Origin of the sequence: Nocardia jiangsuensis, from assembly GCF_042650385.1 — a bacterium.
Classification (GTDB): Bacteria; Actinomycetota; Actinomycetes; order Mycobacteriales; family Mycobacteriaceae; genus Nocardia; species Nocardia jiangsuensis.
Map to the genome: position 1 here is coordinate 207,317 of NZ_JBHSAX010000022.1, position 21,777 is coordinate 229,093.

General features: G+C 72.1%; 24 protein-coding genes. 17 read left to right on the forward strand and 7 right to left on the reverse strand.

All coding sequences use genetic code 11. The features are described from left to right. The first annotated feature begins 46 nt into the window (after positions 1-46). On the forward strand, positions 47-238 hold the full coding sequence (locus ACFO0B_RS27080) for a DUF3072 domain-containing protein (protein WP_378615712.1): 192 nt from the start codon (positions 47-49) through the stop codon (positions 236-238). Positions 239-296: 58 nt separating this feature from the next. After that, the gene (locus ACFO0B_RS27085) at positions 297-1,592 is read left to right on the forward strand and encodes a uracil-xanthine permease family protein (RefSeq protein ID WP_378615714.1); all 1,296 of its coding nucleotides are present in this window, start codon (positions 297-299) and stop codon (positions 1,590-1,592) included. On the opposite strand, the gene ACFO0B_RS27090 is transcribed toward ACFO0B_RS27085, so the two are convergent. Continuing rightward, positions 1,583-3,040, reverse strand: a complete 1,458-nt coding sequence (locus ACFO0B_RS27090; RefSeq protein ID WP_378615716.1) for an aldehyde dehydrogenase family protein — start codon at positions 3,038-3,040, stop codon at positions 1,583-1,585. The two genes, ACFO0B_RS27085 and ACFO0B_RS27090, sit on opposite strands and share 10 nt — an antisense overlap. A 205-nt stretch (positions 3,041-3,245) precedes the next feature. Between ACFO0B_RS27090 and ACFO0B_RS27095 the strand changes: the two genes are divergently transcribed. Beyond that, positions 3,246-5,618 (forward strand): nitrate- and nitrite sensing domain-containing protein, encoded by a 2,373-nt coding sequence (locus ACFO0B_RS27095; protein WP_378615718.1) that lies wholly within the window; start codon positions 3,246-3,248, stop codon positions 5,616-5,618. A gap of 1 nt (position 5,619) precedes the next feature. After that, positions 5,620-6,027: a roadblock/LC7 domain-containing protein gene (locus tag ACFO0B_RS27100; RefSeq protein WP_378615720.1), complete on the forward strand. Its 408-nt coding sequence runs from the start codon at positions 5,620-5,622 to the stop codon at positions 6,025-6,027. A gap of 15 nt (positions 6,028-6,042) precedes the next feature. Here ACFO0B_RS27100 and ACFO0B_RS27105 read toward each other — a convergent pair whose 3' ends face one another. Next, a complete protein-coding gene (locus ACFO0B_RS27105; RefSeq protein WP_378615722.1) occupies positions 6,043-6,873 on the reverse strand; it encodes an alpha/beta fold hydrolase in 831 nt (276 codons plus the stop codon). A 208-nt stretch (positions 6,874-7,081) separates the two neighbouring features. Here ACFO0B_RS27105 and ACFO0B_RS27110 point away from each other — a divergent pair, with 208 nt between their 5' ends. The 5 genes from ACFO0B_RS27110 to ACFO0B_RS27130 all read left to right on the forward strand — a co-directional run bounded on the left by ACFO0B_RS27110 (position 7,082) and on the right by ACFO0B_RS27130 (position 11,739). Beyond that, positions 7,082-7,909: an alpha/beta fold hydrolase gene (locus tag ACFO0B_RS27110; protein ID WP_378615723.1), complete on the forward strand. Its 828-nt coding sequence runs from the start codon at positions 7,082-7,084 to the stop codon at positions 7,907-7,909. Between the two features lie 15 nt (positions 7,910-7,924). Further along, positions 7,925-8,740, forward strand: a complete 816-nt coding sequence (locus ACFO0B_RS27115) for an alpha/beta hydrolase (protein WP_378615724.1) — start codon at positions 7,925-7,927, stop codon at positions 8,738-8,740. A gap of 514 nt (positions 8,741-9,254) precedes the next feature. After that, a complete protein-coding gene (locus ACFO0B_RS27120) occupies positions 9,255-9,863 on the forward strand; it encodes an AraC-like ligand-binding domain-containing protein (protein WP_378615725.1) in 609 nt (202 codons plus the stop codon). Between the two features lie 6 nt (positions 9,864-9,869). Beyond that, positions 9,870-10,835 carry a helix-turn-helix domain-containing protein gene (locus ACFO0B_RS27125; RefSeq protein ID WP_378615727.1) on the forward strand — a complete coding sequence of 322 codons (966 nt, stop codon included), beginning with the start codon at positions 9,870-9,872 and terminating at the stop codon, positions 10,833-10,835. Then, positions 10,828-11,739, forward strand: a complete 912-nt coding sequence (locus ACFO0B_RS27130) for a helix-turn-helix transcriptional regulator (protein WP_378615729.1) — start codon at positions 10,828-10,830, stop codon at positions 11,737-11,739. Before ACFO0B_RS27125 ends, ACFO0B_RS27130 begins: the two co-directional genes overlap by 8 nt. A gap of 165 nt (positions 11,740-11,904) precedes the next feature. On the opposite strand, the gene ACFO0B_RS27135 is transcribed toward ACFO0B_RS27130, so the two are convergent. Beyond that, the gene (locus tag ACFO0B_RS27135) at positions 11,905-13,359 is read right to left on the reverse strand and encodes an MFS transporter (RefSeq protein ID WP_378615731.1); all 1,455 of its coding nucleotides are present in this window, start codon (positions 13,357-13,359) and stop codon (positions 11,905-11,907) included. 75 nt (positions 13,360-13,434) lie between these two features. Continuing rightward, positions 13,435-13,776, reverse strand: coding sequence for an STAS domain-containing protein (locus ACFO0B_RS27140; protein WP_378615733.1), 342 nt, complete (start codon positions 13,774-13,776; stop codon positions 13,435-13,437). A 154-nt stretch (positions 13,777-13,930) separates the two neighbouring features. Here ACFO0B_RS27140 and ACFO0B_RS27145 point away from each other — a divergent pair, with 154 nt between their 5' ends. The 5 genes from ACFO0B_RS27145 (at position 13,931) to ACFO0B_RS27165 (ending at position 16,719) form a co-directional block, all read left to right on the forward strand. Beyond that, positions 13,931-14,344 carry an ATP-binding protein gene (locus tag ACFO0B_RS27145; RefSeq protein WP_378615735.1) on the forward strand — a complete coding sequence of 138 codons (414 nt, stop codon included), beginning with the start codon at positions 13,931-13,933 and terminating at the stop codon, positions 14,342-14,344. A gap of 121 nt (positions 14,345-14,465) precedes the next feature. Continuing rightward, on the forward strand, positions 14,466-15,284 hold the full coding sequence (locus tag ACFO0B_RS27150) for an ABC transporter permease (RefSeq protein WP_378615737.1): 819 nt from the start codon (positions 14,466-14,468) through the stop codon (positions 15,282-15,284). Beyond that, entirely contained in the window at positions 15,284-15,637 is a 354-nt protein-coding gene (locus tag ACFO0B_RS27155; protein ID WP_378615739.1) for a hypothetical protein, read from the forward strand. Before ACFO0B_RS27150 ends, ACFO0B_RS27155 begins: the two co-directional genes overlap by 1 nt. Then, positions 15,634-15,831 (forward strand): ferredoxin, encoded by a 198-nt coding sequence (locus ACFO0B_RS27160; RefSeq protein WP_378615741.1) that lies wholly within the window; start codon positions 15,634-15,636, stop codon positions 15,829-15,831. The genes ACFO0B_RS27155 and ACFO0B_RS27160 overlap by 4 nt, the downstream gene beginning before the upstream one ends. A gap of 126 nt (positions 15,832-15,957) precedes the next feature. Continuing rightward, a complete protein-coding gene (locus ACFO0B_RS27165; protein WP_378615743.1) occupies positions 15,958-16,719 on the forward strand; it encodes a crotonase/enoyl-CoA hydratase family protein in 762 nt (253 codons plus the stop codon). A gap of 42 nt (positions 16,720-16,761) precedes the next feature. On the opposite strand, the gene ACFO0B_RS27170 is transcribed toward ACFO0B_RS27165, so the two are convergent. After that, positions 16,762-17,463 (reverse strand): ArsR/SmtB family transcription factor, encoded by a 702-nt coding sequence (locus tag ACFO0B_RS27170; protein ID WP_378615745.1) that lies wholly within the window; start codon positions 17,461-17,463, stop codon positions 16,762-16,764. A gap of 66 nt (positions 17,464-17,529) precedes the next feature. Between ACFO0B_RS27170 and ACFO0B_RS27175 the strand changes: the two genes are divergently transcribed. Beyond that, positions 17,530-18,048, forward strand: coding sequence for a MaoC family dehydratase (locus ACFO0B_RS27175; RefSeq protein ID WP_378615747.1), 519 nt, complete (start codon positions 17,530-17,532; stop codon positions 18,046-18,048). 160 nt (positions 18,049-18,208) lie between these two features. Here the strand turns inward: ACFO0B_RS27175 and ACFO0B_RS27180 are convergent, their stop codons facing one another. After that, positions 18,209-18,592 (reverse strand): hypothetical protein, encoded by a 384-nt coding sequence (locus tag ACFO0B_RS27180; protein ID WP_378615749.1) that lies wholly within the window; start codon positions 18,590-18,592, stop codon positions 18,209-18,211. A 134-nt stretch (positions 18,593-18,726) separates the two neighbouring features. On the opposite strand from ACFO0B_RS27180, the gene ACFO0B_RS27185 reads away from it, so the two are divergent. Both ACFO0B_RS27185 and ACFO0B_RS27190 read left to right on the forward strand, forming a co-directional pair. Continuing rightward, complete coding sequence (locus ACFO0B_RS27185) at positions 18,727-19,539, forward strand: acyl-CoA thioesterase (RefSeq protein WP_378615751.1); 813 nt, start codon at positions 18,727-18,729, stop codon at positions 19,537-19,539. Between the two features lie 52 nt (positions 19,540-19,591). Then, on the forward strand, positions 19,592-21,220 hold the full coding sequence (locus ACFO0B_RS27190) for a class I adenylate-forming enzyme family protein (protein WP_378615753.1): 1,629 nt from the start codon (positions 19,592-19,594) through the stop codon (positions 21,218-21,220). A gap of 4 nt (positions 21,221-21,224) precedes the next feature. Here the strand turns inward: ACFO0B_RS27190 and ACFO0B_RS27195 are convergent, their stop codons facing one another. Further along, positions 21,225-21,614 carry a VOC family protein gene (locus ACFO0B_RS27195; RefSeq protein ID WP_378615755.1) on the reverse strand — a complete coding sequence of 130 codons (390 nt, stop codon included), beginning with the start codon at positions 21,612-21,614 and terminating at the stop codon, positions 21,225-21,227. Positions 21,615-21,777 lie beyond the last annotated feature (163 nt).

The window sequence follows — 21,777 nt, forward strand, 5'->3', positions numbered from 1 at the left end:
ACCGCAGGAATCGAACACACGTTCTGTCGAGTGGGAGGAGCAAGCCATGGTGCAGCCGACGCCGGAGAAGGATCCCGAGGAGTGGACCACCGGGGACGAGCCGATGACCGGACCGCAGGAATCGTATGTGCACACCCTCGCCCAGGAGGCAGGGGAGGAGGTCCCGGACGACCTGACGAAGGCGCAGGCCTCGCAGCTCATCGACGAATTGCAGCAGCGCACCGGCCGCGGCGCCTGAGCCGTCCGGGAGCGCGGCGAACCCGGCGCAACCCGGGGTGATGCCCCAGACTGCTCCCATGACGACGCCCGAACCGCGCACCGGCTCGATGTTCCGGTGGGCCCAGGTCGACACCGGCGACGTCATCGCCCCCGGAGAGCGGCTCACCTGGCCGCGCACCGTCGGGATCGGTTTGCAGCACGTGGTGGCGATGTTCGGCGCCACCTTCCTGGTGCCGGTGCTCACCGGCTTCCCGCCCTCCACCACGCTGCTGTTCTCCGGGATCGGCACGCTGCTGTTCCTGCTGATCACCCGCAACCGGCTGCCCAGCTACCTGGGCTCCAGCTTCGCGATCATCGCGCCGGTGCTCGCGGCCACCGCGTCGGGTGGGACGGGGGCCGCGCTCGGCGGGATCGTGGTGGTGGGCGCGCTGCTCGTCGTGATCGGGGTCGTGGTGCAGGTCGCCGGGACCGGCTGGATCGAGGCGCTGATGCCGCCGGTGGTCACCGGCACCATCGTGGCGCTGATCGGGCTGAACCTGGCGCCGACGGCCAAGGCCGGCTACGAGCAGGACGCGCTCACCGCGACGGTGGTGCTGGTCCTGCTCGTCCTCTGCCTGGTGCTGTTCCGCGGGCTGCTCGGCAGGCTGGCGATCGTGGTCAGCGTGGTGCTCGGTTACCTGTTCGCGCTCGCCCGCGGCGAGGTCGACACCGCCGCCGTCGCGGACGCCGCCTGGGTGGGGCTGCCGGAGTTCCACGCGCCGAGCTTCCAGCTCGCGGTGCTGCCGATGTTCCTGCCCGTGGTGCTGGTGCTCGTGGTGGAGAACATCGGCCACGTCAAGTCGATCACCACCATGACCGGCATCGACCACGACAGACGGATGGGCCGCGCGCTCGCCGCCGACGGCATCGCCACCGTGCTGGCGGGCAGTGGTGGCGGCTCCGCGACCACCACCTACGCCGAGAACATCGGCGTGATGGCGGCGACCAAGGTCTACTCGACCGCCGCCTACTGGGTCGCGGGCCTGGCCGCCGTCGTGCTCAGCCTCTCACCCAAGGTGGGCGCGGTGATCGCCGCGATCCCGGCCGGGGTGCTCGGCGGTGTGACGACCGCGCTCTACGGCCTGGTCGGCATCCTCGGCGTGCACATCTGGGTGAGCAACCGGGTCGACTTCGGCAAGCCGATCAACCAGTTCACCGCCGCCATCCCGCTGGTCGTCGGGATCGCCGACTTCACCTGGCGGATCGGCGATCTGAACTTCGGCGGCATCGCGCTCGGCGCGCCGGCCGCGCTGGTGATCTACCACGCCATGCGGGTGATCGGCGGCCTGCGCGGAACGGTCGCCGCCGATCACCCCGGCGGAACTCAGAGCTGAGCCCAGACCGACTTCGTCTTGAGGTATCCCTCGATGCCCTCGCGGCCGAACTCGTGGCCCCAGCCGGACTGCTTGTACCCGCCGAAGGGCACATTGTGGTCGAAGTTCAGCTGGCTGTTCAGCGTTACCGTGCCGGCCTGCAGCTTCTTGGCGATCCGGTGCGCCCGGCTGAGGTTCGTGGTCCAGGCGGTGGCGGCCAGGCCGTAGGTGGTGTCGTTGGCCAGCGCCGCGCCCTCCTCCTCGGTGTCGAAGGGGAGCACGGTGACGACCGGGCCGAAGATCTCCTCCTGGTAGAGCCTGCTGGTGGCCGGGTCGACGCCGGCGAGCACGGTCGGGTGCACGAAGTAGCCGGGGCGGTCCAGCCGGTACCCGCCGGTGACCACCTCGACGCCGTCCGACTTGCCCTCGTCGATGTAGCCCATGACCCGCTTCAGCTGCTTGGCGCTGATCAGCGGGCCGCTCATGCAGCCCTCCTCCTTGGGGCTGCCGAGCTTGAAGTTGTTCGCGACGGTCGCCAGCCCCTCGACCACCCGGTCGTAGACCCCGCGCTGCACGAAGATCCGGGAGCCGCAGACGCAGCCCTGGCCGGAGTGCACGAAGATGCCCATCGCGGCCATGAAGATCGCCATGTCCAGGTCCGCGTCGTCGAAGATCAGCACCGGCGACTTGCCGCCGAGCTCGAGCATGACCTTCTTCAGGTTGCCCGTCGACGCCTCGATGATCTTCTTGCCGACCTCGGTCGAGCCGGTGAAGGCGATCTTCTCGACGTCCGGGTGCGTGGAGAGCGCGGCGCCCGCGGTGTGGCCGTAGCCGGTCACCAGGTTCACCACCCCGTCCGGCACGCCGGCCTCGCGGATCAGCCGGTCCAGCAGCAGCGCCGAGAGCGGCGTCTCCTCGGCCGGTTTCACCACGCTGCTGCACCCGGCGGCGAGCGCGGGCGCGATCTTCGCACAGGCGTTGAAGATCGGCCCGTTCCACGGGAAGATCAGCCCGACCACGCTGTGCGGCTCCTTGAGCGTGTACGCGTGCATGTTGGCGTAGGCGCCGGAGACGCCGCCGGTCATCTGCACCTCGTAGGCGTTGCCGTTCACCTTGGTGCACCAGCCGGCGTAGTAGCGGAAGAACTCGGCGCTGGTCGGCAGGATCATCTTGGCCTGGGCCAGCGGCATGCCGGTGTTCAGCGAGTCCAGCTCGGCGAACTCGTCGGCGTGCTCGTCCATCAGGTCGGCGATCTTCCACAGCACCTTGGCGCGCTCGCGGGCGGGCTGCTCGTGCCACACCCCGGACTCGAACGCGGCCTTGGCCCGCGCCACCGCCTCGTTCACCGCCTCGGCGCCGCCGTCGGTGAACTCGGTGATCTGCTCCTCGGTCGACGGATCGATCACCGGAATGACATCGCCCGTGCCGGGGCGCTCACGAATTTCGTCCAGTACCGACTGCAGTGTCATGGCGAGTCCCTTCCGGTGCCGAGCCCCGATGCCCTCGAGCGCTGTGCACATGCTTAGCACCGCCTCGAAGGGTCGGTCAATATCTTGCTCTCGAAAAATGAGAGTGGTATTCTCGCTCGATGATTCCAGCCGGACGGAGTCAATGCCAGTCCCGGTCAGCGAGACAGAAGCGGACTGCGCGGGCCGAACTCAGTAGTTTGTGGCGATGTTCACAGTGCGACTCGGTGTCCGAACCAGGGTGTTGGCCATCGCCCTCGTCCCGAGTCTGTCCCTGCTCGCGGTCGGGGTCGGGACCACGGCCTACCTGGTGTCCGAGAGCGACCGGACGCACGCATGGGCGGTGGAGACCGGCAGCGTGATCGACTCCAGCCGCCTGCTGGTCGAGTCGATGCAGGCGGAGCGGCTCGGCACGATGGCGCGGCTGTCCGGCGACGACGCGGCGGCCGCCGGGCTCGCCAAGGCGCGGACGGACTTCCAGGCCGCGGTGGATGCCCTGAACGCCGCCAGGGGCGAGCTCGGCGCGGTCGACACCTCGCTCACCGACGACGTCGGCGGCATCGACACCATGCTGCAGTACCTCACCGGCGTGCGCACCGCGACCGACGCCGGGCAGCTGCCGCCCGCCGACGCCTACAACTTCTTCAACCAGGTGCTGGACAGCGTCGTGGTCGGGTCGCAGATCTCCCAGCAGCTCGCGCCGGACGCCGAGATCGGTGTCGAGCTCGCCGAGGCCATGCAGATCCTCAAGTCCGCCGAGTCGATGGCGCGCAGCTTCGCGCTCGCCATCGCGCTGGAGTCCGGGCAGGGCGCGCTGACCGTCCCGGTGGAGGAGTTCGCCCGTCAGGTCGGCTACTACCGCATCGAGATCGGCAACCTCAGCCGCGATGTCGACCCGGAGCAGAAGGCCGCGGCCGCCGCGCTGATGAACAGCGAATCCTGGCGCAAGCTGGACGTGGTGGAGAACGTCATCGGCTGGCGCGCGGTGACGAGGGCGGCGGCCGCCGCGCAGCAGGGCGGCGCGGGCACCGGCCGCGAGGCGACGCTGCCGCCGCTGCCGATCCCGGCCGCCGAGTGGCGGGCGGCCGCCGCCGACGTCAACCTGCGGCTGATGAACATGTGGGTCGCGCAGAGCACGCGGACGCAGAAGCTGGCCGCGGACAAGGCCGCCGACGACTCGCGCAACGCCATGCTGGCCGGTGCGGGCGTCGGCGCGATCAGCCTGCTCGCCATCGGCATCTCGGTCGTGCTGGCGAACCGGATCATCCGGCGGCTCAAGCGGCTCCGGTCCGAGACGCTCACCCTGGCCGACGTGACGCTGCCGGAGATGATGCGCAAGCTGGAGAACAGCGAGCCGGTCGACCCCGCCACCGCCACCCCGAGGCTCGACTTCGGCTCCGACGAGATCGGCCAGGTGGCCGAGGCGTTCGGGCACGCGGCAGGCACCGCGGTGAACGCCGCGGTGGCCGAGGCGCGCACCAGGGACGGCGTGAAGTCGGTCTTCCTCAATATCGCGCACCGCAGCCAGGTCGTGGTGCACCGGCAGCTGGAAATCCTGGACGAAGCCGAACGGGGACAGGAGGATCCGGCGCTGCTGGAGACGCTCTTCCGCCTCGATCACCTGGCCACCCGCGAGCGCCGCAACGCCGAGAACCTGATCATCCTCGGCGGCGGCCAGGTCGGGCGGCAGTGGCGCAACCCGGTCGCCATGATCGACCTGGTGCGCTCGGCCGTCGGTGAGACGCTGGACTACGCGCGCGTCCGGGTGGCGCGGCTGCCGCAGGTGCACGTCCTCGGCGGCATGGTGGCCGACCTCGTGCACCTGCTCGCCGAGCTGGTGGACAACGCGACCAGCTTCTCCCCGCCGCAGTCGCGGGTGGAGGTCACCGGCGCCGTGGTCGGGCGCGGCGTCGTGGTCGAGATCGAGGACCAGGGCATGGGGATGACCACCGGCGACATCGTGCGCGCAAACCAGATGCTCACCGCGCCACCGGATTTCGGCGTCGCCGCGCTCTCCGGCGACTCCCGGCTCGGGCTCTTCGTCGTCGCGCGGCTGGCGGCGCGGCACGAGATCTCGGTCAAGCTCGCCGAGTCCGACTACGGCGGGATCAGGGCCATCGTGCTCATCCCGGCGACGCTGCTCGCCAGCGTGCTGCCCGGCGAGGCGGCCACCGACAGTGCGTCGGTGGGCCGCGCGCCGCAGCCCGCCGCGCTGGAATCGCCCTCCGCACAGCCGTCCCGGCGGTCCGCGGTCCTGGTCTCCGACCCGCTGGCCGAGACCCAGACCTTCCGCCCGGTCTCCGACCGCCCGTCCCGGCCGTACCGGGGTGCGGCGCCGGAGCAGCCGATCTCGCAGCCGCTGCGGCTGCCCGGGGAGGGCCGCCCCGAGCTGCCCAAGCGCAACCGGCAGGCCAACCTGGACCCGCATCTGCAGGGCGCCGCGGCGCTGCCGCCCCGGACCGCGGAGCGGCCGCGGCTCACCGCCGAGCAGGCCAGGGACATGATCTCGACCATCGAGAACGGGACGCGGCAGGGGCGGCGCGCGAGCACCACCGAGCAGGCCGACGGCAAGGAGAGCTGAGATGACCGGACCCGACCCCGCCGACCTGAACTGGATCCTGGACGACCTGGTCGAGCGGCTCGCCGGGGTCAGGCACGTGGTGGTGCTCTCCACCGACGGCCTGCTGCTCGGCCGCTCGAACGCGCTGACCCAGGACGACGCCGAGCACTTCGCCGCCATGTCCTCCACGCTCTACGGCCTCGCGCGCAGCGCGGGTGCCCGCTTCGAGGGCGGCGGCGTGCGCCAGGCCATGATCGAACTGGATCGCGCGGTGCTCTTCGTGACCGCCGCGGGCCCGAACGCCTGCCTCGCGCTGCAGACCACCGACGCCGCCAACCTGGGGACCGTCGCCTACGAGATGAACCTGACCGTGCAGCGGGTCGGCAGCTACCTCACCACCACCCCGCGGCACGGGCTCGCCGGGCGGTAGCGCTCAGCGCCACGGTCAGCGCTGGGTGGCGCGGGCCGCGGCGACGACGACGCCGGTCACCTCGGCGGGCCGGGAGACCAGCGAGGCGTGCGCGGCGTCGACCTCGGTGGTGGTGCCAGGCGCGGCCCGCGACGCCATGAAGCGCTGCAGCGCGGGCGGGATCACCCGATCCTGCTGCGAGACCAGGTACCAGCTGGGGACGGTGCTCCAGGAGGGCGCGCCGGAGGGCTCCAGGTTGGCGGTGAGCGCGGCCGACTTCTGGTGGGCGAACATGTCCGCCGCGGTGGCGGCGTCGACGTCCTGGGCGAAGATCTCGTGGAAGTACGGCTCGCCGATGTAGCCGTCCAGGTTGCTGCCGCCGGGGCCGGTGGCGTCGGCGACGACGCCGAGCTGCAGCGCGGGCGGGAGCAGCCTGCTGCCCGGGTAGGTGATCGGGTTCAGCAGCCCCTGCACGAACTCGCCCCGCGCCGGGGCGAACGCGGCGATGTAGACGTTCGCGACCACGTCCGGATCGTGGGTGTTGGTGATCACCGCGCCGCCGTAGGAGTGCCCGACCAGCACGATCGGCCCGGCGATCCCGGCCAGCGCGCGCTCCAGCGCGGCGGAGTCGCCTGCGGGCCCGCGCAGCGGATTGTCGAAGGTGCGCACCGGGTAGCCCTGCGCGGTGAGCTGCGCGGCGACGTCGCGCCAGCCGGAGGAGTCGGCGAAGGCGCCGTGCACGAGGACGACGGTCGGCTTCGCACCCGGCTGGGCGGCCGCCGGCGCCGCGGCGAGGCCGAGGACGGCCGCGGAGACGGCGACGGCGGCGGCGAGGCGCCGCAGGCGGATCGAGCTGGAATCGGACATGGCTTCGTCCCTTTCGTGCGGTTGGGTCGCGCTCAACGTAGGACCGGGCCCGCCCGCCGAGCTGGCTGTGCGCGCACACCGCTGTTCCGTCAGCGCAGCTGCTCCCTGGGTACAGAACCGTGCGCGCAGACACAGCTCGCGGCGCCCGCCCCGCCCTACCTTCGGCCGGGTCAGGACCCCGAACCACCACCCGACCGCGAGAGCGCACATGCCGATCCACATCACCGCCGACGGCACCGAGATCTACTACAAGGACTGGGGCCGCGGCCGCCCGGTCGTGCTGAGCCACGGCTGGCCGCTGAACGCCGACAGCTGGGAGGGCCAGCAGCTCTTCCTCGCCGAGCACGGCTACCGCGTCATCGCGCACGACCGCCGCGGGCACGGCCGCTCGACGCAGAGCTGGGACGGCAACGAGATGGACACCTACGCCGACGACCTGGCCGGGCTGATCGAGCACCTCGACCTGACCGAGCTGACCCTGATCGGCTTCTCCACCGGCGGCGGCGAGGTGGTGCGCTACCTCGGCAGGCACGGCAGCGCGCGGGTCGCGCAGCTGGTGCTGGTCTCCGCGGTGCCGCCGTTCATGCTGCGCACCGCCGACAACCCGGGCGGGGTGCCGGTCGAGGTCTTCGACGGCATCCGCGCGGGCTCCCTGGCCGACCGCTCGCAGACCTACCGCGACCTCGCCGACGGCCCCTTCTTCGGCAACAACCGCGCGGGGCAGCACCCCTCGCAGGGCATGCGCGACGCCTTCTGGCGGCAGGGGCTGCAGGCCGGCGCGCGCAACGCCTACGAGTCCATCGCCGCCTTCTCCGCCACCGACTTCCGCCCCGACCTCGACACCATCGATGTCCCGACGCTGGTGATCCACGGCGACGACGACCAGGTGGTGCCCTTCGAGGTCGGCGGAGCGGCGTCGGCCGCCCGCATCCGCGGCGCCGCGCTGACCGTGTACCCCGGTGCGCCGCACGGCATCACCGACACCCATCGGGACGAGCTGAACAAAGACCTGCTCGCCTTCCTCCGCACCGCCTGAAACAGGAGAACCACCATGGCACCCGATACCGTCGTCCTCGTCCACGGCCTGTGGGTCACCCCCCGCAGCTGGGAGAACTGGATCGGCTACTACGAGGCCAAGGGGTACCGCGTCGTCGCCCCCGGCTACCCCGGCTTCGAGATCGAGGTCGAGGCGCTGCGGCAGCGGCCGGAGGTGATCGCCCGGCTCACCGTGCCGGAGACCGTCGACCACCTGGCCGGGATCATCGAGGCGCTGCCGGAGCCGCCGATCATCATGGGCCACTCCTTCGGCGGCACCCTGACCCAGCTGCTCGTCGCGCGCGGGCTCGGCGCGGCGGCGGTTGTCATCGACTCCGCGCCGACCGAGGGCGTGCGGGTCAACCCGATCTCGCAGGCCAGATCGCTGCTGCCGATCCTGAAGCGCTGGTCCAACCGGCACGAGGCCGCCGGTTTCACCGAGAAGGAGTTCCGCTACGCCTTCACCAACACGCTGCCCGAGGCCGAGGCGCGGGCGGCCTACGACCGCTACGCGATCCCGGCGCCAGGGTCGTGGGTGTTCAAGTACGGCCTCTTCGCCAATTTCACCCCCGGCCACCAGGAGACCTGGGTCGACTACCGCCGCGCCGACCGCGCCCCGCTGCTCTTCGTCGCCGGCGGCGCCGACCACATCATGCCGCCGTCGGTGAACAGGGCGAATCAGCGCAAGTACCGGAAATCCGCCGCGGTGACCGACTACCGCGAGTTCCCCGGCCGCTCGCACTGGACCTGCGCCGAGCCCGGCTGGGAGGAGGTCGCCGACTACGCCCTGAACTGGGCAGTCGAGCACGCCCGCACCGACGCGGAGCGCTGAGGCGGCGGCCCGGACCGCCGGTGTCCCCCGGCCCCGGCCACCCGCGGCCCCGCCGGACGAGGCGAGCGCGCTGCGCGCCGGGTTCACCGGGTACGACGCGCTGAATCGTGCTTTCCTCGACAGCTACGGCATCGGGGTGCGGCAATGGTGGCAGATCCGGCATGAACGATGAGAACGGCCGGTAGGCGAGCAGGGGCCGTCGTCTTCCGCACATCTCGGTGCGGACGCTGTTTCGGCTCTGCGCCGCCGCCGATTTCGGCCTCGCAGTCGATCACGACGACCCGCCTGGACGGCGCGCGGGCCGAGCTGGCCCGGCCGGAGCTGCGCGGGCCGCCGGTGGCGGTGATCGCGCGGCGCTGGGGCGTCGTGAACCCCGCGCACTTCGGCCGCCGCGGAGCCCGGACGGGCAGCTGCGCCTGCGTGCACGATTTTGTGCTCAGCGTGCCGAGGGGCGGGTGCGGGCGCACACCTGGACCTACGGTAGGCGAAATCCCGTCGTACCAGGAGAAACCCCATGGCCGTCATCGTCGGCAGCACCCGCTGCGACCGCTCGGCCGAGCCCGCGACCGCCCGCGGCGTCTACCGCCGCAACGGCCCCGTCTCGGCGGTCGAATTCGACACCTCCGGCGCCACTCCGGTCTGTGTCGAATCGTGGAGCTTCGGCAGCGTCAGCATGATCCGCACCGCGGTGTCCGAGATCCGGCTCACCCGTTCGCCGCGCGACATCGCGCACGGCCCGACCGGCGTACTCGGTCTCGCCGTGCAGGAGCGCGGGATCGGCCGCTTCGAGCAGTTCGGGCTGGCGCACGTGGTGCACCCCGGGGAGCTGCTGCTCGCCGACCTGGACGCCCCCTACACCTTCCGCTGGGCGGGCGGTGGCTGCTCGCGGTGCGTCCGGATCCCGCTCGCCCGGCTGGCGATCCCGCGCGCCGAGCTGGCAGGGGCGGCGGGCGGACTGCACGCCAGCCCGCTCTACGACCTCGCGCGCGGGCACATCGGGCGGCTGAACATCGGCAGGGCCGGTGAGGTCTCGCGGGCCGCGGGGGAGGCGCTGAGCGCCGCGACCATCGCGCTCGCGGACGCGCTGCTCGCCACCGCCCGCCGCCGCCGGGGACGGGGGTGAGCGGGCGTGGCGATCATCTACCACTCCGGGAGCCTGCCCCGCCGGGACCGGGAGGACGCCGCCAAGACCGCGATCCTGGCGGCGGCCTGGCCGACAACCATCGAGCTGGAGGACGGCGCCGACCCGGATTCGGTGCTGGAGGCCGCCGGGCTCGGCACCGCGAGCGTCTTCCGCTCGGACCTGGTCGGCATGCACGTCTCGCGCAACGCGAAGCAGATCCGCACCGGCCCGGCCGAGACGCTCGGGATCTGCGTCCAGGAGCGCGGCATCGGCAGGCACGAGCAGTTCGGGATGCAGCACGTGCTGCGGCCGGGTGAGCTCATGCTGAACTACCTCGACGCCCCCTACGATTTCTCCTGGAACGGCAGGGGCAGCTCGCAGGCGCTGCTGGTGCCGATCGACGAGATCGGGCTGCCGCGGCACGTGGTGGCCGCGGCGGGATCACGGCTGCGCGCCAGCCCGGTGCACGACCTGCTCGGCTCGCACATCAGGCACCTGACCGCCGCCGGTGACGCGCTGGCCGCCGGGCCGGAGGCGCCCGCGGTCGGCGCGGCGGCGATCGACCTGGTCCGGGCGCTGCTCGCCTCTGCCTACGACCCGGAGTACGGCCGGGCCACGGTGGCCGAGCTGCTGCTGCCGCGGATCCGCGGCTACGTCCGGCAGCACCTGAGCGACCACGACCTCGCCCCGGAGTCGATCGCCCGCGCGCACGACATCTCGGTGCGGCGGCTGTTCGAGCTGTGCCGGGCGGCGGGGTTCAGCCTGGAGCAGTGGATCATCACCGAGCGGCTGGAGGGCTGCCACCGCGAGCTGGCGCGGCCGGAGACGGCGGCGGTGCCGATCGAGACCATCGCGCGCCGCTGGGGATTCGGCAATCCGTCGTACTTCGGCCGCCGCTTCCGCGCGCACTACGGCATGACCCCGCGCGCCTGGCGCGAGCTGGCCCGGATGGAAGCGGCCGAGCGTGGCTGAGCCCGGCCGCGGCTGCCCGGGGCTGGCCCCGCACGTCACCGTCTCCGGCACGCACCGCGGTCGCGGCGAGAGCAGCGCCGAGCACCACCCGCTCGGCGACGGCGCCTGGCTGACCCGGCTGCGCTACACCGGGCTGGCGGCCGGCTCGGCCCGCGAGCACCGCAGCACCCCCGCGGCCAGGATCATCTCGGTCGCCGTGCTCACGCCGGGGGAGTGGGCGCTGACCAGCCGCGGCGCCGCGATCCCCGCCGACCCCGAGCAGCCGACCCTGATCGCGCTCGACCAGTCCGCGCCGTTCGACTTCCGCGGCCACGGCAGCGGCTCGGCGGTCGCCGCGCACATCGGCCACGCCCGGCTCACCCTCTCCATCGAGACGGTGCACCGCGGCCTCGACCACCTGCACCCCGGCCTCGCGCTCTACCCGGTCCTGCGCAACCACCTGCAGCAGCTGGGCGCGGTCGCGGCGGACGCGCCGGGGTTGCTGCCCACGCTCGCCACCTCCACCATCGCCCTGTTCCGCGCACTGCTGATCAGCGCCGCCGACGAGGCGCGCGGCGAGCTGCCCGGCCGCACCCCGATCGCGACGATCGAGCGCTACATCGCCGAGCACCTCGACGAACCCCGGCTCACCGCGGAGCGGATCGCCGCCGCGCACAGCATCTCCGCGCGCCAGCTCTACAAGATCTGGCCCGCCGCCAACGGCCCGCTGACCGGCTACATCACCGCCCGCAGGCTGGAGCGGGCCCGGCTCACCCTGCTCACCCAGCCGCACCTGACCATCGCCGAGATCGCCCGCAGACACGGCTTCGCCCACCCCACCCACTTCACCCACCGCTTCCGCGCCGCCTTCGGCTGCCCGCCGTCGGCCTGGCGCCGGGGCAACCGGCACCCGGCCGACGCCTAGACGGTTCGGATCGCTGACAGCGGCGCGCCGGTGCTGGAAGCCCCGGCCGGAATCTACGACAGCTTCTCGGCTACCCGCCTCGCCCCCGCCGTCGAGCGGATCGCGACGACGCGCGGTGCGGGGCTCGGAACGGCCGCGGTGGTGGGGAGCGCGGCCCTGCGGCGGTCAGTGCACCGGAACGGCCTCGTCGGCGGCCGCTGCGGTCACCTCGGGTTCCACGGGCTTGCGCCGCGGGATGAACAGCACCACCGCGGCGCCGACGGCTGCCGCCACCGCGCCGACCACGAAGCACAGCCGGAAGGCGTCGACGGTGGGGATCTCCGGCCCGCCGGGAGCGAGCACGGTGGTCCGGCTGGTCAGGACGACCGCCATGACCGCGCCGGCGACGGTGGTGCCGATCGAGCGCATGAGCGCGTTGAAGGCGACACCTGCGGCGGCCTCACTCGCGGGCACGTTCTCCAGCACCAGGGTCGGCATGGCGGCGTAGCCGATGCCGACGCCCGCCGAGGCGATGCAGGTGGCGAGCAGGAGCTGCCACGGCGCGTCCATCAGCAACGCCCCGCTCAGGTAGCCGAGCGCGAGCACCGCGGCGCCGATGCTCAGCGCGGTGCGCCCGCCGAAGCGGGTGATCAGGAAGCTGGAGACCGGCGCGAAGAGCAGCATCATCAGCCCGGACGGCGCCATCCAGAGCCCGGCCGCGAGCAGGCTCTGCCCCAGCCCGTACCCGGTGGCGGCTGGCATCTGCAGCAGCTGCGGCACCACGATGGCCTGCGCCATCAGCCCGAACCCGATCAGCGCGGCGGCGATATTGGTGAGCAGCACCGGCCGCCGCGCGGTGGTGCGCAGGTCGACCAGCGGCGCGTCGTGCCGCAGCTCGAACAGCCCCCACGCCAGCAGGACGACGACGCCGCCACCGATCAGCCCGAGCGTGCTGCCCGCGGTCCAGCCCCAGTCGTTGCCCTTGGTGACACCGACCAGGACGCTCACCAGCCCGGCCGCGAGCCCGATCGCGCCGATCACGTCGAGCTGCGCCGCATGCGCGTCGTGCACGTGCGGCAGGACGAGCACGGTGAGCAGCGCGACCGCGACGGCCAGCGCGGTCGCCACCCAGAACAGCCAGTGCCAGTCGTTGTCCTGGGCGATCCAGGCCGCCAGCGGCAGGCCGAGCGCGCCGCCGACGCCGAGCGTCGCGCTGATCGCGGCGGTCGCGGTGTTGACCAGGTGCTTCGGTACGGCTTCGCGCACGAAGCTGATCGCCACCGGGATGTACCCCATCGCCAGCCCCTGCAGCACCCGCCCGGCCAGCACCGGGAGCAGCGAGCCGGAGAGCGCGCAGATCAGCGAGCCCGCCAGCAGGATCAGCGCGCTGACGGCGAGCACCGGCTTCTTGCCGGCGATGTCGGCGAGCCGCCCCGCCACCGGCATCGCGACCGCGCCACCGAGCAGCGTCGCGGTGACCACCCAGGAGGCATTGCTCGCGGTGGTGCCGAGCAGCCGGGGCAGCTCGCTCTGGATCGGGATGACCAGCGACTGCATCAGTGAGACGCTCAGGCTGGAGAAGCCGAGCGCCACCAGGATCACCACGGGATTCTTCGCCGGCGCACCGGAACCCACTCGCATGCCTACTCCTTGCCGCGCCGATGTGTAACATACACATGAATCGTGTGTATGTTACACAGCCGTAGCGCGATCCGGCTAACCGGCGAGCGCGGCCGCCAGATCGTCGTAGACGTCGAGCACCCGGTCCAGCCCGGTGACGCCGAGCGGGCGGCGCACCGCCGCCGAGGCGACGACCCGCAGCCGGACGCGGTGGTGCACGTCGACCAGCACCTCCAGTCCGGAGGAGTCGAAGAAGTCGATGCGCGAGAGGTCGAGCACCGTCGGAATTTCCGGTGTGCGCTGCGCCGCGTCCAGGGCCTCCCTGAGCCGCGCCGCCGTCACCATGTCCACCTCGCCCGCCGCCGTGACCACCACGGCGGTGTCGCGCGCCTCGGTCGCGATCTCGAATCCGGACCACTGCTGCCCCATGCCGTCCATGCCTTCCGCCGTGGTCCCCCGTGCCGATTTGTCGCAGGGTTACCCAGTACCCGGCGGCTCTATCGGTGCTGGTAGCGGCGTCACACAGCCGGTCACGGCGGGCAGGTGTGAGTGCGGCGCGGACGGGTACGCCCTGGAACGACGAGGAGGACGCATGATCGGTACCGATGGTGACCAGGCCGCGCTGCGGATCGAGTTCCCGGCTGCCGCCGACGAACTGCCCGCGGTGCGGAGCAGGCTGCGCGGCTGGTTGGCGGGCGCGGTGGCGGACCAGGGCCGCGCCTATGACCTGCTCCTCGCCGCGGGGGAGGCCTGCACCAACTCTGTCGAGCACGGCCACCGCGGCGACCGCGGCCCGGTCCGCCTGGTCGCGGAGCTGCGTCGGGGCGAGGTCCGGATCACCGTCACCGACAGCGGGCGCTGGATTCCGCGGGCGAGGATTCGTGAATCGAAGGCGACCCAGCTTCGCGGGCGCGGTCTCGCGCTCATGCGCGAGCTGACCACGCACACCCGCCTCACCATCCTGGACTCCGGCACCACCGTCGAGCTCTGCGCTCCGGCCGCCTGAAATATTCTTTCCGACACCGTAAATCGACTTTTCGATTGCGCTCCATCACCTCTCCGTAGTAGCTTCTGGACAACTGTCTGGTCTGTAGTTCAGATCAGTGTCCCGGTGCGACGGAGGGTCGATGGCGTCCAATGCGACGGTGCTGCGCCGCAACTTTTCCGGAACCGTGCTGTCCAGCCTGGCGACCCTCGAGCGGGCGTTGCGGATCGGCACCTCGGCGGTGCGGATCGGCACCGTCGACGCCGCCCGGCTGCGCTTCCAGGTGCGCGAGAGCCTGGCCCAGGCCTGGTTCCTGATCAGCGTCACCGCGGTGCCCGCCGTGCTCATGGCCATCCCGTTCGGGGTGATCCTCTCCGCGCAGGTCGGCAATATCGTCTCCCAGCTCGGCGCCGACACCATGATCGGCGCGGCCGGCGGGCTCGGGGTGATCAAGCAGGGCGCGCCGATGGCGGCGGCCATGCTGCTCGGCGGGGCAGGCGCCGCGGCCATCGCCGCCGACCTCGGTGCGCGCACCGTCCGCGAGGAGGTCGACGCGCTGCGCGTGATGGGCGTCGATCCGGTGCAGCGCCTGGTGGTTCCGCGGATCGCGGCCATGCTGGTGGTGGCGCCGCTGCTGAACATCCTGATCATCGTGGTCGGCATCGCCGCCGGTTTCGTGGTCGCGGTCGCCGCGCTCGACGTCACCCCGGGCAGCTACTGGGAGTCCTTCGGCTCCTTCACCACGACCGCCGACATCTGGGTGTCGCTGATGAAGTCCGTGATCTTCGGGTTCCTGGTGGTGGTCATCGCCTGTCAGCGCGGGCTCGAGGCCGAGGGCGGGCCGCGCGGGGTCGCCGACGGGGTGAACGCGGCGGTGGTGATGTCGGTGGCCGCGGTGGCGGTGCTCACCATGGTGATCGCCCGGGTGGTCACCATGTTCATGCCGGTCAGGATGGCGTGATGACGGCCGCGCCGTACGCCCCGAGCGGGCTGAAACGGCTGAGCCGGATGGCGCACGGGGTGCGCCCGCTCCGGCCGATCGACGAGCTCGGCTTCGCCCGGCAGGTGCTCGCCTCGGTGCCGTACCGCTCGCGCACCACCGGCGCCACCCCGCTCTCGGCGGACGTCATCTCCGAAGCCGGCGGCATCTACAAGGTCAACGCCCACCTGACCGTGAACTCCACCAGCGTGCAGAACCCGGACGGCGCGGCCACCACCGTCACCTACTCGCTCACCATGGACCGGAACTCCGGCTGGCAGATCACCGAGGTCGGTGGCCTGCAGAACGCCATCCCGGCGGAAGGAACCCGATGAAGATCGTGCTCGATCCCGATCAGTGCGAGGCCAACGGCATCTGCGTCGGCCTCGCCCCCGCGGTCTTCGACCTCGACGACGACGATGTCCTGCACATTCGCAAGGCCGAGGTACCGGCCGGTGATCGCGCCGAGATCGCGGAGGCGGTGGCGCAGTGCCCGAAGGCCGCCCTGCGACTGGAATTAATACTGTAAGGTCAACAATATGAGAACGGGTGACGACATCGGCTGCTCCGGGCGAATCCTGTTCCGCACCTGCGGATTGCCGTGCGGCTGGACCGAGACGGAGTCCGACGGTATCCGAAGCCGGTGGAGGTAGATGTGTCCGACGAACTGCTGACCGAGCGGCGTGGCCGCGCCCTGTTGATCACCATCAACCGCCCCGGTGCGCGCAATGCCATCAACCTCGCGGTGGCCAAGGGGCTGGCCGAGGCCATGGACGAGCTGGACGACAGCCCCGAGCTCTCGGTCGCCGTCCTCGCAGGCAGCGGCGGCAACTTCAGCGCGGGCATGGACCTCAAGGCGTTCGCAGCGGGGGAGTTCCCCTACATCCCGGGTCGTGGTCTCGGCTTCACCGAGAAGCCGCCGGTCAAGCCGCTGATCGCCGCGGTCGAGGGGTTCGCGCTCGCGGGCGGCACCGAGCTGGTCCTCGCCGCCGACCTGATCGTCGCCGCGCGGACGGCGACCTTCGGGATTCCCGAGGTCAAGCGCGGGCTGGTCGCCGGGAGCGGCGGGCTGCTGCGGCTGCAGCACCGCATCCCGTACCAGAAGGCGCTCGAACTCGCGCTCACCGGCGACTCGTTCACCGCCGAGGAGGGTGCGGGGTTCGGCTTCGTCAACGCGCTCACCGAGCCCGGCGAGGCGCTGGCAGGCGCGCTCGCTCTGGCCGAGCGGATCACGGCGAACGGCCCGATCGCGGTCGCGGTGACCAAGCGGGTCATGGTGGAATCCGCCGAATGGAGTGCGGCGGACCGGTGGCAGAAGCAGATGGAGCTCATCGGCCCGGTCTTCGGCACCGACGACGCCGCCGAGGGCGCGAGGGCGTTCGCCGAGAAGCGGGCCCCGGAGTGGACCGGGACGTAGCCGGCCCGGCACGTCCCTTCGCCGCGCGGCTCGCTCCGCAGATCAGGATGCGGCGATCCGGCCGGGCCAGACGCCGATGCCGCCGAGCTGATCGGTGCCGCGCTCGGTGATGGTCAGGGCGCGGTCGCGGGGGCGGCGGCTGAGCCAGCCGTGCTCCAGCATGGCCGCCATCAGCGCGGAGCCGAGCCGCCCGGCGAGGTGCGGGGTGCGCTCGGTCCAGTCCTGGCAGCCGCGGGCCGCCGGGGCCGAGCCGCGCGGCAGCGCCGTGATGTGCAGCGCGCGCAGCAGCGGATGCTCGAGCGACCCGATCGCGCTCTGCTCCCCGCACGCGACCGCCCGCACCACCCCCGCGCCGACGAGTTCGGTCGTGATCGCGACGGCCAGTTGCCCGCCCAGGTGGCTGTAGCACGCCCGCGCGATCTGCAGGCGGCTGCCGGTTCCGGCCTGGCGCAGGCTCTCGACCGGCAGCAGCGGCGACACCAGTGCCAGCGCTTCGATCGCGCTCGCCACCTCGGCCGAGGACAGGGTGTGCAGCCGCCGCCGCCCGGCCACCGTGACCGTCACCAGCCGGGAATCCACGAGCCGGCGCAGGTGGGCGCTCGCGGCGGAGGCCGAGACCCCGGCGCACCGGGCCAGATCGGACGCGGTGTGCGCCTGTCCGTCCATCATCCGCAGCAGCATCGCGGCCCGCGCCGGGTCCGAGATCACCCGCCCGGTCGTCGCCAGATCATAGTCGGCATACACCCTCGCAAGAATATGCGGTGAATTGTTCACCGGGGGCTGAAGTATCGCGGTGGGACCATGTCGATCATGACCGACACCGAGTCCACTGTCCGCTCCCTGCTCGATACCGACTTCTCCGCACCGATTACCGACCGGTGGTTCGAGGACTATGTCCCAGGGTCCACCTTCGAGTACGGCTACCGGACGGTTACCGAAAGGGAAATCCTCGATTTCGCGGCGGATTTCGATCCGCAGCCCTTTCATGTCGATGCCGCATCCGCCGCCGGCGGCCCCTTCGGCGGACTGATCGCGAGCGGGTGGCATTCCGGCAGCATATTGATGCGAATCTACGCGGATCACTACCTCTCGCGGGTGGCGAGCCTCGCCTCTCCCGGAATAGATGGACTGCGCTGGGCCAATCCGCTGCGACCGGGTGACTCCGTACGGCTGCGCGCCACGGTGAGCGAATCCCGGCGATCGCGCAGTAAACCCGGCCGGGGGCTCGTGAGTACTCGCGCGGAGCTGCTGAAACAGGATGGAAGCAGCGTGGTCGACCTCGTTTTCATGAACATTCTCCGGTGCCGTCCGCGCTACCCGAACAAGTAGCTACCGGCGGCGCCGGCCCGGCCGATATCCGACGCGACCTTCGCGGCGCTGTCCGGGATCCACGCGGCGGGCCTGATCCCCGCGCTGTTCCTGACCGGCCGGGCCGGCGAAAGCCGCGGCCGGTGGCCAGCAATCGACGGGGCCGAACTGCCCGGTTCGATCAGGCACGCCCGAGCCGCCGCGCCGACCTGCGCGGAGCCAGCACCACACCCGCGCCCAGCGCGGCGACCGCCGCCACATCCACCGCCGCGACCCGCGTCAGCTCGGCGCTCACCGGCCCGCCCGCCACGGCGAGCAGCGGGAAGCAGAGCAGTGCCACCGCGCCCGCGGGCACCGCCGCCGGACGCCACCGCGGCCGCACCGCCGCCACGATCAGCCCCGTCCCCAGCACCCCGAACAACACCGCGCGATGCCGCAGCAGCAGCGCGAGATCGGCATCCAGCGGCTTCAGACCGTAAGCGCCGCTGATCCATTCGGCCGAACCGACGCCTGCCGCGGGCGCCACCGTCACCACCCCGGCCGCGACGAACAACACCGTAGCCACCCGTTCCCTGATCTTTCGCATGCCCCATCGTCGGCAAGGACACCGCCCACCCGCTTCCGCGAACGTGCTGTCCGCCGGCGGCAACCCGACGGCTACGGTGAGCGGACGACCACCGCACCGAAGGAGCCCACCCCGTGGAACCGCGCCACCCGTTCGACGCCGCCACCGCACTCGACCGGGTGGCCGAGGGCGAGTTCCGCGGCCACACCGCGCCCGAGTACAGCAATATGGTCGGCCCGTTCGGCGGCATCACCGCGGCGACGCTCGTGCGCGCGGTGCTCGACGACCCGCGCCGCCTCGGCGAGCCGGTCGCCATCACCGTCAACTTCGCCGGCCCGATCGCCGACGGCCCGTTCACCGTGCGCGCCGACCCCGCGCGGACCAACCGCAGCACCCAGCACTGGACCCTCGAGCTCGTCCAGGACGGCGCCGTCACCACCACCGCCACGGCGGTGACCGCGGTCCGCCGCCCAACCTGGACCGACTCCGAGATCGCGCCCCCGCGGGTCCCGCCGTTCGCGGAGGCGGCGCCGTTCGTGCCGCCCGAGTTCCCGGTCTGGATGAGCAACTACGAGCAGCACTTCGTCGAGGGCGCGGGCCCGCTCGCCGCCGAGGCCGGCCCGCGGCCGGACTCGGTCACCACCGTCTGGGTGCGCGACACTCCGCCCCGCCCGCTGGACCGCGCCGCCCTGACCGCGCTCTGCGACGTGTTCATCCCGCGCGCGATGGTCCGCACCGGCCGGCTCGTCCCCGCGGGCACCGTCTCGCTGACCGTCTACTTCCACGCCGACGCCGAGCTGCTCGCCGCCGTTGCCGATCGCCCGGTGCTCGGCACCGCCCGCGCCCAGCACTTCGGCGCCGGATTCTTCGACCAGACCGCGACGGTGTGGAGCCCGGACGGAGTCGTGCTGGCCACCAGCCACCAGCTCGTCTACTTCAAGGACTGACCCCGTCCGTTCGATGCGTGCCAGACTGGCCGAGTCGAACGGAGAATCTGATATGCCGCTTTCGGAAACCGACCTCTCGATCGGTCGGCTACTCGCTCGCGCCGCCGCGGAGCACGGCGAGCACACCTATCTGGCCTCGCCGACCGCCCGGCTGACCTACGCCGAGGCCGAGCGCCGCTCCGCGCTCGCCGCGCGGCGGCTGCTGCGCGACGGCGTCGGCAAGGGCACCAGGGTCGGGCTGCTGTTCCCGAACGACGTCGACTGGATCGTCTGGTGGCTGGCCGTCTCCCGGATCGGCGCCCTGGCGGTCCCGCTGAGCACGCTCTACCCGCCGGCCGAGCTCGGCAAGGTGATCCGGCTCGCCGACATCAATGTCCTCGTCGCCCCGCCGGACATCCTCGGCACCCCCACCGCCGACCGCCTCGAGGCCGCACTTCCCGGGCTCGCCGAGACGCCGACACCCCTGCTGTCCCTGCCCGCCGCACCGTACCTGCGCCGCATCGCGCTGCCCGGCGCAGCCGCCGAGCCCTCGGCTGCCACCACCGCGCTGCCCGCCGACGCAACCGAGCCCTCGGCTGCCACCACCGCGCCGCTCGGCGCCGCCCCGAGGCTCTGGGCGGACACCACCGCTCTCGACGAGAACGCCGCACTGCCCCCGGAACTCCTCGCCGCCGTCGAGAACGAGGTCACCGCCGCCGATCTCGCCATCATGATCCACACCTCCGGCTCCACCGCCGACCCCAAGGGCGTGCTGCACACGCACGGCACCCTGGTCCGCCAGACGGCGGGCTGGCCCGCGGCGATCAGTGCGCTCTGCGGCGGCTCGGCGGCGCCCCGCGTCTTCTCCTCGATGCCGTTCTTCTGGATCGGCGGCGTCCTCGCCGCGACCGGCGCGCTGCACGAGCGGGTCACCCTGCTGGTCATGCCGCGCCCGGAGCCCGGCGCCGCGCTCGACCTCATCGAGCGCGAGCGCGGCGAGGGCATCGTCGGCTGGCCCGCCTTCACCCGGCGCCTCCGCGAGCACCCGACCTTCGCCGAGCGCGACCTGAGCGCCGCGCCCCTGCTGCGCGACGGCCCGCTCGACGTCGCCCTGTACAACGTGCCCGACGAGTTCCCGGTGCACCGCAGCCTCTCCGAGACCGCGGGCAGCTTCCTGCACACCGACATCCGCATCGTCGACGACGAGGGGCACCCCGTCCCCGAGGGCACCACCGGCGAGCTGCACATCCGCGGGATCGGCGTCATGTCCGGCTACAACAAGCGCGAGCGGCACGACGTCTTCGACCCGGACGGCTGGTACCACACCGGCGACCGCGTCTACCGCCTCGTCGACGACCCGCGGCTGTTCTACGTCGGCCGCACCAGCGAACTCATCAAGGTGGCCGGGGCCAATGTCTCGCCGCGCGAGGTCGAGGCCGTGGTCGAGGGGTTCGACGGCGTCCAGCAGTGCCTCGTGGTCGGCGTGGACGACCCCGACCGGGGCGAGCAGGTCTGCGCGGTCGTCGTCCCCGACACCGTCGATGTCGACGCCGTCGCCGCGCACACCCGGCGCGAACTCTCCGCCTACAAGGTCCCGACCCGCTGGATCCGCACCACCGGGGAGCGGGTCCCCACCCTGCCGAGCGGCAAACTCGACCGCCGCGGGCTGCGCGCGCTGATCGCGGACGGAACGCTCGGCTGAGCGCTCACCGGTGGGCCCGGATGTCGACGGCCCGCCCGTCCGGGTCGTAGGCCGTCATCGTCCACTGCGTCGGTAACGTCTCGATCCGCCCCACCGGCCGCCCGGCGTCCAGGATGCGCGCACGCGCCGTGCACAGCTGCTCGTGTGATCCCACCCGCAACCCCCACCCCGCGTTCCCGAGCGGATCGAGGCCGTCCGGTGCGGCGTCCTCGGTCTCGACGATCATCAGATGATCGGCCCCGCCGACATCGAGAACGGCGATGCGCGGCGTGTCGGCGGTCGCCGCCCGCGCGAAGGCTGCACGCGCGCCGAGCACCTCGGTGTAGAAGGCGACGAGGCGGTCGAGTTCGGTGGTGGCGAGCGTGCGGTGGTTGATGCCGAGCAGCGTGATCATGACGCACCGAGCATAGCCCGCGCCGCACCGCCGAGCCTCGAACCCGTTGCCGGAGGCGGTATCCGACCGCAGCTCTGAGCTGGATGTTTGCCTCTTGCACTTGCGGTGCGGGTGGCAATCGAGACATCGTTGTTACGAACGACAACCATTTGCACCTGAACCG